14 protein-coding genes and 1 pseudogene are annotated in these 14241 nt (G+C 35.4%); 2 read left to right on the top strand and 13 right to left on the bottom strand.

Going from position 1 to position 14241, the window contains the following annotated elements:
• Positions 1–49 precede the first annotated feature (49 nt).
• The 8 genes from C1724_RS13540 to C1724_RS13575 all read right to left on the bottom strand — a co-directional run bounded on the left by C1724_RS13540 (position 50) and on the right by C1724_RS13575 (position 7927).
• Positions 50–580 carry a chromate transporter gene (locus C1724_RS13540; protein ID WP_102347294.1) on the bottom strand — a complete coding sequence of 177 codons (531 nt, stop codon included), beginning with the start codon at positions 578–580 and terminating at the stop codon, positions 50–52.
• Positions 577–1146: a chromate transporter gene (locus C1724_RS13545; protein ID WP_102347295.1), complete on the bottom strand. Its 570-nt coding sequence runs from the start codon at positions 1144–1146 to the stop codon at positions 577–579. The genes C1724_RS13540 and C1724_RS13545 overlap by 4 nt, the downstream gene beginning before the upstream one ends.
• A gap of 166 nt (positions 1147–1312) precedes the next feature.
• A complete protein-coding gene (locus tag C1724_RS13550; RefSeq protein ID WP_102347296.1) occupies positions 1313–3295 on the bottom strand; it encodes a FapA family protein in 1983 nt (660 codons plus the stop codon).
• Between the two features lie 767 nt (positions 3296–4062).
• Positions 4063–4416 (bottom strand): DUF1360 domain-containing protein, encoded by a 354-nt coding sequence (locus C1724_RS13555; protein ID WP_102347297.1) that lies wholly within the window; start codon positions 4414–4416, stop codon positions 4063–4065.
• 167 nt (positions 4417–4583) lie between these two features.
• The gene (locus C1724_RS13560) at positions 4584–4961 is read right to left on the bottom strand and encodes a hypothetical protein (RefSeq protein ID WP_258000393.1); all 378 of its coding nucleotides are present in this window, start codon (positions 4959–4961) and stop codon (positions 4584–4586) included.
• Positions 4962–5083: 122 nt separating this feature from the next.
• A complete protein-coding gene (locus tag C1724_RS13565; RefSeq protein ID WP_102347298.1) occupies positions 5084–5788 on the bottom strand; it encodes a peptidoglycan recognition protein family protein in 705 nt (234 codons plus the stop codon).
• Positions 5788–6531, bottom strand: a complete 744-nt coding sequence (locus C1724_RS13570) for a glucosaminidase domain-containing protein (protein WP_219723266.1) — start codon at positions 6529–6531, stop codon at positions 5788–5790. Before C1724_RS13570 ends, C1724_RS13565 begins: the two co-directional genes overlap by 1 nt.
• An 88-nt stretch (positions 6532–6619) precedes the next feature.
• Positions 6620–7927: a YheC/YheD family endospore coat-associated protein gene (locus tag C1724_RS13575; protein WP_102347300.1), complete on the bottom strand. Its 1308-nt coding sequence runs from the start codon at positions 7925–7927 to the stop codon at positions 6620–6622.
• Between the two features lie 210 nt (positions 7928–8137).
• Here C1724_RS13575 and C1724_RS13580 point away from each other — a divergent pair, with 210 nt between their 5' ends.
• Both C1724_RS13580 and C1724_RS13585 read left to right on the top strand, forming a co-directional pair.
• Positions 8138–9481, top strand: coding sequence for a YheC/YheD family endospore coat-associated protein (locus tag C1724_RS13580; RefSeq protein ID WP_102347301.1), 1344 nt, complete (start codon positions 8138–8140; stop codon positions 9479–9481).
• A 12-nt stretch (positions 9482–9493) separates the two neighbouring features.
• Entirely contained in the window at positions 9494–10816 is a 1323-nt protein-coding gene (locus C1724_RS13585) for a YheC/YheD family endospore coat-associated protein (protein ID WP_102347302.1), read from the top strand.
• A 356-nt stretch (positions 10817–11172) separates the two neighbouring features.
• Here the strand turns inward: C1724_RS13585 and C1724_RS26100 are convergent, their stop codons facing one another.
• The 5 genes and pseudogenes from C1724_RS26100 to C1724_RS13605 all read right to left on the bottom strand — a co-directional run bounded on the left by C1724_RS26100 (position 11173) and on the right by C1724_RS13605 (position 14221).
• Complete coding sequence (locus tag C1724_RS26100) at positions 11173–11241, bottom strand: hypothetical protein (RefSeq protein ID WP_258000435.1); 69 nt, start codon at positions 11239–11241, stop codon at positions 11173–11175.
• A 244-nt stretch (positions 11242–11485) separates the two neighbouring features.
• Complete coding sequence (locus tag C1724_RS26105; RefSeq protein ID WP_258000394.1) at positions 11486–11587, bottom strand: group II intron maturase-specific domain-containing protein; 102 nt, start codon at positions 11585–11587, stop codon at positions 11486–11488.
• Between the two features lie 55 nt (positions 11588–11642).
• The gene (locus C1724_RS13595; RefSeq protein WP_258000395.1) at positions 11643–12242 is read right to left on the bottom strand and encodes a reverse transcriptase domain-containing protein; all 600 of its coding nucleotides are present in this window, start codon (positions 12240–12242) and stop codon (positions 11643–11645) included.
• A gap of 494 nt (positions 12243–12736) precedes the next feature.
• A pseudogene (locus C1724_RS13600) lies at positions 12737–13151 on the bottom strand (reverse transcriptase domain-containing protein); the annotation flags it as partial.
• A 635-nt stretch (positions 13152–13786) separates the two neighbouring features.
• A complete protein-coding gene (locus C1724_RS13605) occupies positions 13787–14221 on the bottom strand; it encodes a CotY/CotZ family spore coat protein (protein WP_102347303.1) in 435 nt (144 codons plus the stop codon).
• Between the last annotated feature and the right edge of the window lie 20 nt (positions 14222–14241).

The raw sequence follows: 14241 nt of genomic DNA on the forward strand, positions 1-14241 counted from the left end.
CGAAACATATTTTATAAGATTATATGTAACTCAATTCATATATGATACATCAGCTTAAAAATAAGGCTCCATATCCTAACGCAGCGATGATAATATAAGCAGGGTGAATTTTTAATTTTTCTAATAAAACATAACTACTAATTATAAGAAAAACCGTATGAAGGATGCCGCTACCCTCATAAGAAGTTACAAAAAAGCGATAAGCCATTCCTCCCAGAAGAATAGCAATTGTTGGGCGTATATAAGCAGTCATTTTCTTCACTCGTGGTGAATCCTTAAATCTATAAAGTATACTCAATAATCCAACCATTAATATTAATGAGGGTGCAACTGTTGCAAAAATCCCTACAGCAGCACCTGCAACTCCAGCTAAGTCATATCCAATATAACCAGCCATTTTAGTAGCAATGGGACCTGGCAGTGCATTGCCAATAGCTAGCACCTCGCTAAATTCATGTACAGTTAACCATCCGTAGCGATGAACAACCTCATTTTCAACAAGCGGAATGGATGCAGGCCCACCACCATATCCTACAATCCCAGGAATAAAAAAGGCCAAGAAAATTTGCCAATATATCATTGCTCCTTGCCTCCATTTCGGGAGTGCTCATCATTATTGAGTGGTTTTACTAAAGCAGCAATTAGTAACCCCACTATAACTATAGCCGGATGAATCCCAAGAAACTGTATGATCACAAATGATCCTATTGTAAGAGCAAGGGTTTTACCAAAGCTCATTTCTTTAAGAGAATGTTGAAAAAATCCCCACGTTAAGACTGCCAGCATCACTCCTACGACAGGAACAACAGCCTTAGTCATCCCAGCGACCCAAGGCAGATCCTTAAAAGACGAAAGGGAAGATAATAAAACAATCATTAAAATTATAGTTGGAACTGTCGTGGCTATAACAGCATTAATCATGCCAAGCATACCTGCCCTACGATAGCCAATATACCCTGCTATCTTCGTGGCAATTGGACCGGGCAACGTATTCCCCAGTGCCAACATATCAGAAAACTCATCGTTACTCATCCATTTATACCTCTCAACTACTTCCTTATGTACTAATGGAATGGATGAAGGCCCTCCGCCATAACCGAGCATTCCTACTTTAAAAAATGCTAAAAATATTTGTTTATGTATCATCTAGTACCTCTTCCTTTAAATATCTATCATCTTTTATAATATACGTCCAATCCATTTCCTATTACTATTTGAATTAGATACCTCCCCTTAGTATACTTGCTACTTAGAAGCTTGCAAAAAAACCTCCAAGTATTTAAAGACTTAATACATGGAGGTTTTACTATTATTAATGAATAACTAATTCGCCATTTTCATCTATCCTCGCAGCAATGTTTGAGATATCCTTTGTAAACGTATATCTTTTCTTTCCAATTTGGATTGTGGTATCGGCGAGCACATTTTTGATTTTAATGGTTTGATCATATGGCACAATAATAAGTGTAGATGCCCCCCCCTTGCTACCAGCCTCATCAATCAAAGTGCCCATCCCAGCATACACTCTTCCACCTCGGATAAATCCTTTCACTTCAAGTTTGCCCAGAGCATATATAATTGTATTGTAGCATCCTTGCTTGGTTATGATCACATCACCCGCAGAATAGATATCGCTATTCATTGCCGATGGAAGTACAGCAGCAGTACCTGTTTCAACAGGTATACTTGTAATTTGAATTAAGTGTTTAAACTGATCAACCAAGCTATCAAAGTCATTAGTTGTTAGAAAACAACTAGGATCCATTAATAAAAAACCTTGATGTAGACGTGTAATTAGCGTCTGCCATTCTGAATCTAACATTTCAAGATCTTTTTTCATCTCAATAATAAATTGTCTTAAATTAGTAATTAGAGGTGTATTTTTAGTCTGGATTAACAATTTGATTAAAGGCATGATACCCTCTTCAAGTTTATGCTTTGAAAAAGAAGGATTTTTACTAATTTGGTGCAAGTCACTTTGAAGTGAACTTAACTCACCACTAATTTCTTTTAATAACTTTGATTTTTTCGCAATAATTTTATTGCTATTACCTGCTACAATCTCGCTCGAAATAACATTACTATAAAGAACAACAGACTGTCCTGCCTTGATGGTTGCATTACTAGTTGTTCCTTTGACCTCGATATCTCCTGATGCAATAATACACATATTCTCTTCAACATTACCACTTATTAGAATATCGCCAATAAACTTTATATTTCCGGTTGCCATATTCACATCTGTATTATGTTCTAATTTCGGAACTACATTTAAGATAACCTGCATACCTCTTTTTTCGATCGATGGCCTTCCAATCGAAGTTGATATAATCATATTTTTATCATCTTCTTTGAAGGCTGTCCCATTTCCAAGCTTGATCAAGATTGGACTTACAACTTTTGGTAGAACCATTTCACCAGAAAGCGAAGTTCCTGCTACACCTTCAATCGGCTCATGAATATATGCTATATCAATTCCAGCTTTAACCTGTGGAATGACATAGCCTTCTCGATAATCAATTGAGCCATCTTCTCGCTCTAAGTAATACTTTGTTTCTTTCATTTCAACCTTATATTCTAGCCAACCATTTTTCCCTTCTGTTGGCCTTGTTCCTCTGGCTATAACAAATTCGCCTTTTTGATTCGCTAAGCAAGCATTATCAATTTGTTCCTGTTGAATTCCAAAGGTGATACCTAACTTTTTTAATTGGCCATGAATTTCAGTCGGCGATAATGTTAAATTAGGAAGAACTTTAGTCGTTGTCTTTAAAGTAATCTCCTTAACTGGCTGTTGATCAACCAGAGAATAAATAACTTTTGAACCTGGTTCAACTATTAATTTTGCTTCTAAATTATCACTGCTTTTTTCGATCGCCCATTTAGTCGGGCTCTCTTCAGATATAAATTCAACCCTTAGAACATCTTTCTCAGAAATTGTCCCCTGTTCCTTTATAAGCTCATTATTTTTATAAAGCATGACCATCGGTGGGATATGGACTATTAGCTCACCATCATCAGGATCTTCACAATGAATCAAGCCATTCTCTACCCATACTTTCCCGGTATTTACGGATACAATTTCAGGTTTATCGGTGTGAGTTTTTTCAGTAGAGTTTTCATTCTTCTTTTTGATCAGACGTACTTTTGCCTCTTTTTGTCCAATCATAAAAATACTCTTTTTGCCTTCATTAAGTATTTCAATCGTCACATCTTCTAGAGCTAGTCCTAACTTTGCTAAGCCTGTCTCAATTGCTTCTTCGACTGTTTTTCCTTTAAAAACTAAACTCTCCTTCAAACTCCACACCTCCTTCAACTAATTTGATGTTGGCTTAACCGTAAGAATTTAGGACGAAATTCCACAATGACATAAGAGGATTGGCAGGCTAAAAAAACTAACTATTCCTTCTTTGATATTTCTGATTTTTGATACAAGCATTCATGTAATGCTGGCTAGTAGTCGTCATTTTTTCGCTTTATTTTAATCATTTGGGGCTGAAAAGTCTTTTTCGATTAAGGTGTCCGGAAGGGCTACATCAACAATATTATCTGGAAGAGTTGCTTTTACACGGATACTAGGAAGAAAACTCTCCCCTTCCGGTCGGTGGAGCGGCTCGCAAATTTCTAATAAAAATCCATTTGTTTGTTCATAAAAAACAACGGTATACGTATCTGAAGTTTACTATTTATTAAGATAATTATACTCCTAAACTTATTCGCTCACAATAAACAGGACGAAATCCAAGTGACAGTTTAGTGTATTAAATAGCATAACATATGTATTCCATCATAGAGTATGGTGCCTTTCTATGATGGTAATAAAAGGAGAGTGTAACCTATACTTTTTTAATTTATCAGCTCATTGACCTCTTCTTTTTTTTCCGCAGCCACACCCTGTTTTTTTCTGTACAGTATTTGATCCCTGTGCTGACTTTTTATTACTAACTGTTGTATTTGAAGGTCTTGGTCGTTTTTTCATATTCTTTCTCCCTCCAATAATTTAAAGTTAATATTAAGTATATTCTTCTTAAAAAGACTTGGTCACGGCAGTTATATCAAGACTTACTAAGCTAATATTCTTTGTAATATAGCTTCTAATAAAGCAGCACATCCAGCAATGGCTAAAACAATGATGATTGGATTTATATAGAAAGGAACAAACAAGTAACATGCATATAATACAATGGCACACCATAAACCAGTACACCAATAGCAACTTAATAACTCTCCAATAAATTTTCTTAAACCAGTTCCTTTAATCTCAATAAAAGTTTCAACAGTACCATCCTCTAATGTCTCTTCATATTCATTATGGAAAGGGCGCCGAATAAAATTTGTTATCTTATCATATACAAGAAGTCTTGTCAGTCTAAAAGTCGCTAGAAATAACAATATAAAATCAAGTATATTAGCAATCATTCAACTAATCTCCTTTTGCTTTTTATACTACATTGTATGATGAAATATTGTATCCTGAACGTTTCTAATAAGTTTTTGAAAACTCAAACAAGTACTATAACCTGCAAGGTAAGTTAATAAAGACGACCATTCTTATAATTGAATGATCGCCTTTATTAACACTTACCTTAGAAAAAAAACGGAAAAAAGAAACCACCAATTGAATAAAATGGGAAACGGTGTCTTCTAAACCGCCGAAATCGCCGTGGATATCCACCATATCCATACCCCCACGGAAAGCCATACCCATAAGGTACACCGAAACCTACACCAAACCTTTCATCCATCGTCTCCTCATCACCATCAGGTACCAGCATATACACATTTTCCTGATCCATGCCATCGATAATTCCATCAAATTGCATTCCATCTTGAGTTTGCATGTTAACATAATGATGCATGTATTTCTTGCAAAAGTCTTTCAAATCATGTTGCGGGCCCATCCCGCCTCCTGGCATTTGCTGATAAGGCATTTGGGTAATCGGCATTTGGCCATATTGATTCACTTGTATTCCTCCTAAACCAGATTCATTATATGCTATTCATCTAAATGAATTTGGTTCTTTGTACTTAATCGTTTTTTTCCATAACTTACCAGCAATAACTAAAAAAAATAACCCCTAAAGGGTTAACCATTTTTTTTGCTGTATTGGTTATATATTCTATACAGTACAGTTGCCTCTGCCCATAGCGGCAATCCTTTTTCTAGTGTTTCCTTCCAATTCTCCGATGTTAATAAACCTTCTTCAAATAAACAATCAATCGCATTTTGTTTCCATTCAGGCGCTTCTGTATAAGGAGTTGGTGATGTGATACCTTTAACCGCCGTCACTTTTCTGTTTTTTACTTGGTCTAAAAACCAAGCTTTAGTAATACCGGTTCCGGGGCAAGATTTTGTTGCATGCTCACGATGGAACACAATATCATCAAATCCTAATTTGAATTTATCAAGTAAGACTCTAATTGCAATAACAATCGCATCTAATTGCTTACCTTCTAGTACCTCTTCACCTTTATCAAAGTTACCTATCATCTCAAACATAATACCACCCGTATTATGACCTGAAATTCCAGCTGGATTATGTTCGAGAGAACGACCATCCCAAATTAATCCATCAGGAGCTACAGAAAAATGTTGACCAATATCATTCCAACCTCTTTCCTGGGTATGATATCTCCACATTGCTGCAATCGTTGATTCACCTTTATAATCTGATTTTCTCGGTTTCCATGTATGATGGATTTGAATATGAGAAATCCTTCTTTTAACAGTGACCGTTCTAATAAAAGACTGAAATTCATTTATAGTATAGCTTGTAAAGTTAGGGGCCATTAGCTCGAACCACCTCCTTTTAGCTCTCTTATTAATCTATTATATACTGTAGCTTGCGCCCATAACGGCAGCGGCTCTTCGATTTTCTGTTTCCATTCATCCGAGGTTAAAAAGCCATTTTCATACAGCCATTCCACGGCATTTATTTTCCATTGTTCAGTACCTTCTGGATAGCCTTGATTGTTTGGCACCACATTCCCTCCCTCTTCAGCAATTAATCTTTCATGTATATTAATGATCAGTTGACCATACGATTCACCTGCTGCAAATGCTTGCTGTAAACTCTTAAACTTCCTTGTATTATAGCCTGGATACGCCCACTTACCAGCTAAATCTTCCCAATAAGGTGCACTTCCACGCTTAACCAAATTAAAACGAGGATCTACTAAAGATTCCCCCTGTGGGAGGTTTACAGTAGTTGCGTAAGCAAAAAGATGTTGTATTTGCGCTCTCACTCCTTCTTCAACTGTTGAAAATGCATTCCCTCGTGCTCCGCCACCTACGGCTCCAATTCCAGCAAAATTATTTTGCGTGGGATTAACATCACCAGTAAATCTAAACCAGTCTGTTTCGTGGATAGCTTGACAAAAAGCTACATCTCCACGAATCCCATAAATTGGTGCAATATTAATAAAAGCCTCGGCTATTTTATTATTAAAGTTCGGATTCCTTTTTTTCACAAAGTCAATTAACTGACTTGCAGTTATACTCGTTTTCCCCATAATTGGATTCTTCTGAATCATCAACACAACCACCTTTCAAATAATAAATAGCAACAAATTTAGTAAAAGTGGGAAAAGAGATAAATTTATTTGTAAAAGTAAGAACTATTTAAAATCCAGCTAAATATTTAGCATATTCAATAGGTGTAACCATTAACTTTTGATATAATTGGTATTCTTTTAGGATTTTTAGACTTTTACATGTATATGCTTTATTAATTTCTAACACCCAAATTCTTAAATCTTTATCAATTATAAAATCAATTGCTACATCCCCATAATGTCCGAAATACGTATCAATCGCTTGACACGCTGCACAACACTGCTGCTTGACTAATTCCTCTAGCGACGTTACTTTAGATTTATCAATTGTTACAAGTTGTTCCAACGCTTCTTTTCCCATTAATAATTTTTCAACATATGCTAAATTCGTGACTATACTCCCTTTTTTAGCTTTACGGGCTACAAAACCTTGGACTTCCCATTGACCGGAATTAACTTTTTGCATATATGCTCTGAAATCTATATGATGACCATTATGTTTGGTTGGTACTCCTTGCTGTATGAGATAGCTTTTATTTTGAATGATATTCTTTATTGTATGTTCAGTTTCCATGTTATTGTTTAATATCTTTACTTGGTTTTGGTTTTTCAATGATAGTTGTTGATCATTTATCTTCTCTATTTGGAAAATCCCCCTGCCATGTGAGCCATCAGCAGGTTTTAAATAAACGACATTGAAACGATCTAAAAAAGTTACAAGCTGATCATAGCTTTTATAACGTTCTGTATATGGTAACAAATCCTTAATTGTCGACTCTGTTGAAAGGTATTCCATCAATTCCTCTTTATTAAACAGATAAGAATTAAAAATTCTATCTCCCATGACTGAAACGAGTGAGTCATAAAGTCTTCTTCTCAATCTAACGCGATTATAAATAACATTGGGATAAGGAAAGGTACCTTTAACCCATTCAGATGGGCCTCTCCCATTTGGATTGTAGTAATACCCATTAATGGTGTGTGTTTTAGTATTAATACTATTTGAAGCAGCAACAAAAAATAATCCTCTTATCGAATCATAATTTACTAATCTATTTTTATACGAATTTAATGTTTTATGCGTCAATTTCCTCTTATTTGCTGTCGGTATAAAGGCAATGACTGGACCAATCCGTAACACTCTGTTTTCCATCACGATATCAAAAGGGATATTCTTGGGAATAGTAACTCTTGCAAAGAATTCTAGTGGGAGTCCAATAGACTCCTCAGATAACTTATCATTTGCTACGACCTTTAATTCGTGTTTTAATACTCCAAATTGTACGATTAATCGTTTAGATATTATATTATATTTATTAATTATATTCGGATGTAAATGGATCGTGTCACTCATATCAAGCGTTTGTATATACATTCATACACTACTTCCTTCCGATTAGATAAACAGTCTTATAGTTTACTATATGAAGAACGCTTTAAGATTGAATGTACGAAACTCACATAAATCTTAAATTATTGCTCCATTTATGTAAAAATTCCCCACTCTAATCAAAAAAGTATTATACAAATTAAGTACCCTCTACATAAACTGTTATAAGTATTATTCTTAATTGGAGATGATGAAGTGACTAATGTATTAGCGATCGTATCCATACATGATGAACAAAATGTTATTGCCTTTCATCCGGAACAAAAAAATGGTATTGAATTGATGAAAGTATCTCAAGGTACTGTTCAATTTGGGCAAGCAATATGCAAGGTTTATTACAAACTAGATCCTAATATAAAGATAAATGAAATGGGCATATCAATTAATCTTATTAATAGTCTTAAAATACCAACTACACTAGAATATGAAATACGATACGACCAACATCAAAATATCCTAAAAGTGGGTCCTTGTATTGGAATTCTAGCTTCCAAAACGAATGGAAAGCTTAAAAGAAAACTTAATGTTTTAAGAAGATATTTGAGGCAATACAGTGAAATTAATGGTTGTATAATTGTTTTTTCATTAGAAGGTATTGATTTTAATTCAAAAAAAATCAATGGTTTTATGTACAAACCCGATACTAAGAGTTGGAAAAGGGGGATCTTTTTATTTCCGGCAGCTGTTTTAAGAAGACGAATTTCACTTTCAAAGGAAAAAAGCAGGGCTTTTAGATCAGCTTTTGGGCATTGTTATATCAATAACAAAACTTTCAATAAATGGGAGATGTACCAATGGTTGAGTACAAACGAAACTGTAAATTGTTATTTACCACCAACTCTGCTTTATCAACATCCAATGGACTTAATCCAATTTATAAGTACTTATAACTGTGTTTATTTAAAGCCACTAACAGGGATGATGGGACGACAAATTATAAAGGTAACAAAAAAAGATGATTCTTATGAAGTTAGCACCTCTAAAAATAAAAAGTTACATTTACATTCAACAAATGAATTAATGGATTACTGCAAACAATCGTTAATCCCAAACAAGTATATTATTCAAAAAGCGCTCGATCTTACTATTATTGAAGACCACATGATCGATTTTCGCGTAGTAATAATAAAAAACAAAGTTGGAGATTGGGAATACGTTGGTTCGATCGCACGGTATGGCACCTTTAAGGGAATTGTAAGTAATTACGCAGCTGGAGGGAAATTATATAATCCACAACAATTATTACAGCTTGCTTTTAATATCTCTGAGGAGGAAGCAAGTAATCTTGAAAATCAAATGGCTATTGTAGCCATAAAGGCTGCCGCCGAACTCGAAAAATACGATATTCAATTTCACAAGTATGGGGTTGACATAGCACTCGATATTAATAGACAAATTTGGCTAATTGAAATGAACCATCGGTATCTTAGCGATTCTGTTTTTAAATTAATTGGTCAACCCCAGAAAGATATGACTTTAAAATTAAATACAATGTTATTCGCAAAATATATTGCAGGGTTTGCAAATGAAAATGGATAAAGTGGTGAGATCATGAGAAGGACATTTATTATTGAAAAAAATGATAAGACAAGAAACTGTATAACTGTTCACCCTGCAATTGTACAAGAACTTCAATTATATAACATTGAAAATCCCGTTCTTAAGTTCGGAACCCAGCAAACAAAAGTAATTATAAAAACATCGCGACAATTAAATGAAAACAACTGGCTTTTATCAACCAATCTTATTAATAAACTCCATATTCCCTTAAGCCCTACTTATGAAATTACGATCCTTAATAATGAAATTAATATTGGACCATTTATAGGAATCCTAATTGGAAACTCTGATGAAGAGTTGAAAAAAAGACTCCCACATCTATTAGATTATGTTTATAGTTATCCTAAAATAAATGGCATGATTGTTACATTCTCTGCGGAACAAATTCAACCGTCCAAACCGTTAATCAATGGTTATTTCTACGACCATATTGATAAACTTTGGAAACAAGGAAAATTTCACTATCCATCAGCCATATTACTTCGAACTATATTAACACCAACACGGAGAAAACTCCTTCAAAAAGCAGTTGGAAATCGCATCATCAATAGTCATGTATATAATAAATGGGAATGTTATCAAGCCTTCGCTCCTCTTAAAGAGTATATACCAAATACTTATCTATATAGTGAACCCACTCAAATCTTCAGTTTATTAAAACAATACAACTCTTTATATATTAAACCCATAAACTCATATGGTGGCCAAAAAATCTGTAAAGTTTTATTGGATGATAATCAAGATATTAAACTTGTTATTAACAAAAAACATTCTAATAAAACCATAACTTTCAACACTAAGGATCGAGCGATAAGGTATTTTCGCCGTTTATTAATAAAGGACAAATGGATTTTACAGGAACCCATTAATATGATCTCTTCTAATGATTGTCTTATTGACTTTAGATGTATTGTCATAAAAGGAAAAAATGGGAAATGGGGTATTGCCGGTATTATTGGAAGGTATGGTCCCCCTAGTAGTATTGTAAGCAATATACATGCCGGTGGGCGAGCGGAGATGGGAATGAAGACATTAATGAAAACCCTAAAATTTACTAAGCAGGAATCAATTCTACAATTAAGAAAAATATCACGTCTTGCTCTTGAAGCCGTTCAACTTCTCGAAGCTCGTGGTGGACATTTTGGAACTACCGGTGTTGATATAGGTATGGATAAAAACCGAAATCTATGGTTAATCGAGGTGAATCATCGTTTCCCTGCACATAATATTGCATTAGATGCAGGAAATAGTAAACTATATTACCGCATCACTAAGAAAATCATGGTTCACTTAAAAGAACTTGCTGGATTTTAAAAGTTTAGACCACACATGCCTGTGGCCCAAATCTAAAAAGTCTCAGTATATTCACTTCCAGTCGCAGGAAAATGTTCTATCGCCTGATGTGAAACGCTTTTGCCACAAATCGAGTAGGAGGCACGGTGCCGTGCCTACCTTTCATACCACCGTAGATACCGTTCAGTATACGGCGGTTCGAGAGTTTTATGAAATCTCATTAAGTAAAGATTTTAAGCCTAAGTCTTGCCAACATTGATTATTTAAAGCGGAATCCATAATAGGACTTTTGGACATACGCCAATAACCCTTACGGGTGTTGGCGTTTTTTCCATGCTTCCTCTTTAAAAATTCCAAGTTTCATTAGGTTTCGGTATTTAAATTTTGACCTTTTTCCATTCCTTCCAACGACATGCTCTTAGTCTATGTCTAATACTGCCATCGATTCTGGAAGAGTACTTCTTGATATCACCGATCTTGAAGTAATTCCCCATCCTTGGATTAATTCATTAATCTTTCGAATACGATGTTCCATACTTACTCACCAAATTCGATTTGTGAGTTTCTTAATTTTCTCCTCAAACCTTAACTTCGATTTCATTGGCACGTATATTCTTGTTTTCTTTCGGTAAAAACTCATGCCTAAGAATACACGTACGCTCAGCTTTCCCACAGCGCTTTTCTCCTCATTTACTTTAAGGCTTTGTTAATATGCCTTAAGGCAGAATACCTTTCAGATTTGTAGAACTTTCCATAGTAATTATTCCAGCCTCGAATATTAGAGTTGAACATATTGGACAGGTCGAAAATATATCTTTATCCGCTTTTAGTTGAAGTTTCCAATTTCTTACCTTTTGTCGAATTGATCTCTTTGATTTACTGCTGATGGCATGGGGATGTTCACAAAATGTTTACCCCATCTATTTTTTGAGAGCCTTGGTCTGAACGTGTACCCTAGAAAATTAAAAGTTATGTTTTCATTCTTTCCTTTTCTATCTGCATCCTTACAGTATACAATTTTTGTTTTGGTTAGATGGAGCTCAAGTTTACATTCGTTCAATCTCTTATTTAGTGATGTGACTTCTAGTACCTGAATTGCACTTTTCCCGGGTCTATATCCATAGGAGTCCTCATGAAAGAAAGAGTCCACTAATGGTTCCAAACATAATTTAACTACCATTTGTACAACTCTATCTCCTACTGTTGGTATTCCTAGTGTTCTAGTACCCCCAGTCTTCTTAGGTATTTCTACAGCTTTAACTGCTGGTGGAAAATAACTTCCCGAAGACATTCGGTTCCACAGTTTGTAGAGATTATCTTTTAAGTTTAATTCATACGCTAGTATTGATTCTTCATCAATTCCGGCTACCCTTTTGTTTGCTTTAACTCTCAAAAAGGCTTCATATACTTTGTTCTTAGATATCTGATATGGCTTTGTTTTATTCATAAGTTCCTCCCATTTTTATGGTTGACTTGTTTATAAAACTGACTAACATAACCCCTTTGCTCCACCTCCGTTAGGAGGTTTCATTACTACTACGGGTTATTCCGCCCCTATACATGGTATTGGTACTCTGATTCTCTTGGGATCTCCACTTGAAATCTCTCCCTTGGCATCCTTGTCGTAGGTTCCCACGTTCCACACAAAAGCCTGTGTTAAGTTCACGCCGCCTTTATACCGGTCACAGAACGGACAGTAAACAGGTTTCCTCCGAACTTATCCTGAGTTAACGACTCCCCTTCAGTTTTGATGAAACCTCTACATTTCGATACTTTCTCAGCGGTTCAATGGTTTTCGTCTCCTTAACACGTACCTGACAGAGTCTAGCTCTACCCTTTCCCTAACGCTCAATACCATAGCTTTTGACCATAAGGCACCATAGGGCGGTTTAGAATAGCTCCTAAGTGTGCTTACGCACACTTAGGTAGCTTTCGTGGCACACAATCGTCTGCATAGCGGTCGTAGTGCAGCCCTCTCTTTTCCAATTCCTTGTCTAATTCGTTAAGGATGATATTACTCAGTAACGGACTTAATGGTCCTCCTTGAGTTGTGCCCTCTCGGTTTACTGTACTACTCCATTTTCCATTACTCCGGCATATAGATATCTACAAATTAGCTTCATTGTGGCTTATCTGTAATGGTATTAGCTATCAGTGACATTAATTTATCGTGTTGAACTTTATCAAAGAATTTCTCAAGGTCGATGTCGACTACGAAATTGTCGTCATGAGCACTTTTCTTCGGTCTAAAAACGTAACTATATGGACTAAATTGCTTTTCAAAGATAGGCGTAAGCTTTTGGGTAATAGCTTTTTAGATAATTCTGTCTAATATAGTAGGAATGCCAAGTTTTCTTTTCCAACAATTAATGTTGATTTCATATTGTTTCTATGCAATGGAGGATTGCACAAGTAAAACTCCACTCTATATGAAGGCTTCCTACTTTCCGAGCAATCAGCACTTCTTTTAGTCAGTATTGTTGGCTGTGTCCTTGTTCTCTTGTAAAGACCTCTAGTAAAGTCGCTCCTTTCGTTTAGTCTTTCGACTAATACTATGACTTCTGATGACTTCCCTTAGTTCACCTATTCATCACAGAATAGGTTCTTTCATCAAGTTACCTAAGAAATATCCCACGTAAGTCCATCCACTTTCCTCTCATATATCTGCCACTTTTATCTCGGTTTCATCTGGGGATATTCGGACTTCATTTTGGTTAGCAAACTCGTCCTGAAACAATCGACCTCAAATGTGATTCGTGTACCTCAGACCGAGAGTTTGCCTAGGGCTTCCTTCAGATTCCACGTCACCATGGACACCCTTCCTTCGGCTAATGGTTCTCATATCCCAACGCCCATAGCGGACTTTCAACGCCTAGTTGATGGACATGCCTGGCACACTAAAAAAGCGAGCACATATTTGTGCTCGCTACTTTATTTGGAAACAGAGTCCTGTTTCTCATTTTAATTTATTTCCTTATTATAAATTTGATATTAACATTTTGGTTCAATAATTGGCAACGCTCTGTTAACTATTTTAGGTGGGAGAGGGGTAAAAGCAAAAATACAACTTAAATCCACTTTAATACAACAACCGGTTTTTACCAATGTATATAAATCATCACAGTCAACTTGACAGCCATCCATATCAACAGGCTTTAATAAAGAAAACACAGCACAACAAGTATCTAAATCTAAATGTTCGATACGAAAGAACATTGAAGTAAGACAATTATCATTATTAAAACAACTAGCTTTAAATGGCTTATGACAATTACTAGAATGATAAAGAATCAATGGAATCGTATCCATACCAAATGGATTAGATACATATTGAAATTCACTACCAGAAATTTGATTTTGTTCATAAAGAACTTGTTCGAGTTCAAAACAAATGCAACCTAATGGGTCCCGCTCTCGATTCCCCATTCAACACCGACCTCCTTCCG

It is taken from the genome of Bacillus sp. Marseille-P3661 (assembly GCF_900240995.1).
Classification (GTDB): domain Bacteria; phylum Bacillota; class Bacilli; order Bacillales; family Bacillaceae_J; genus OESV01.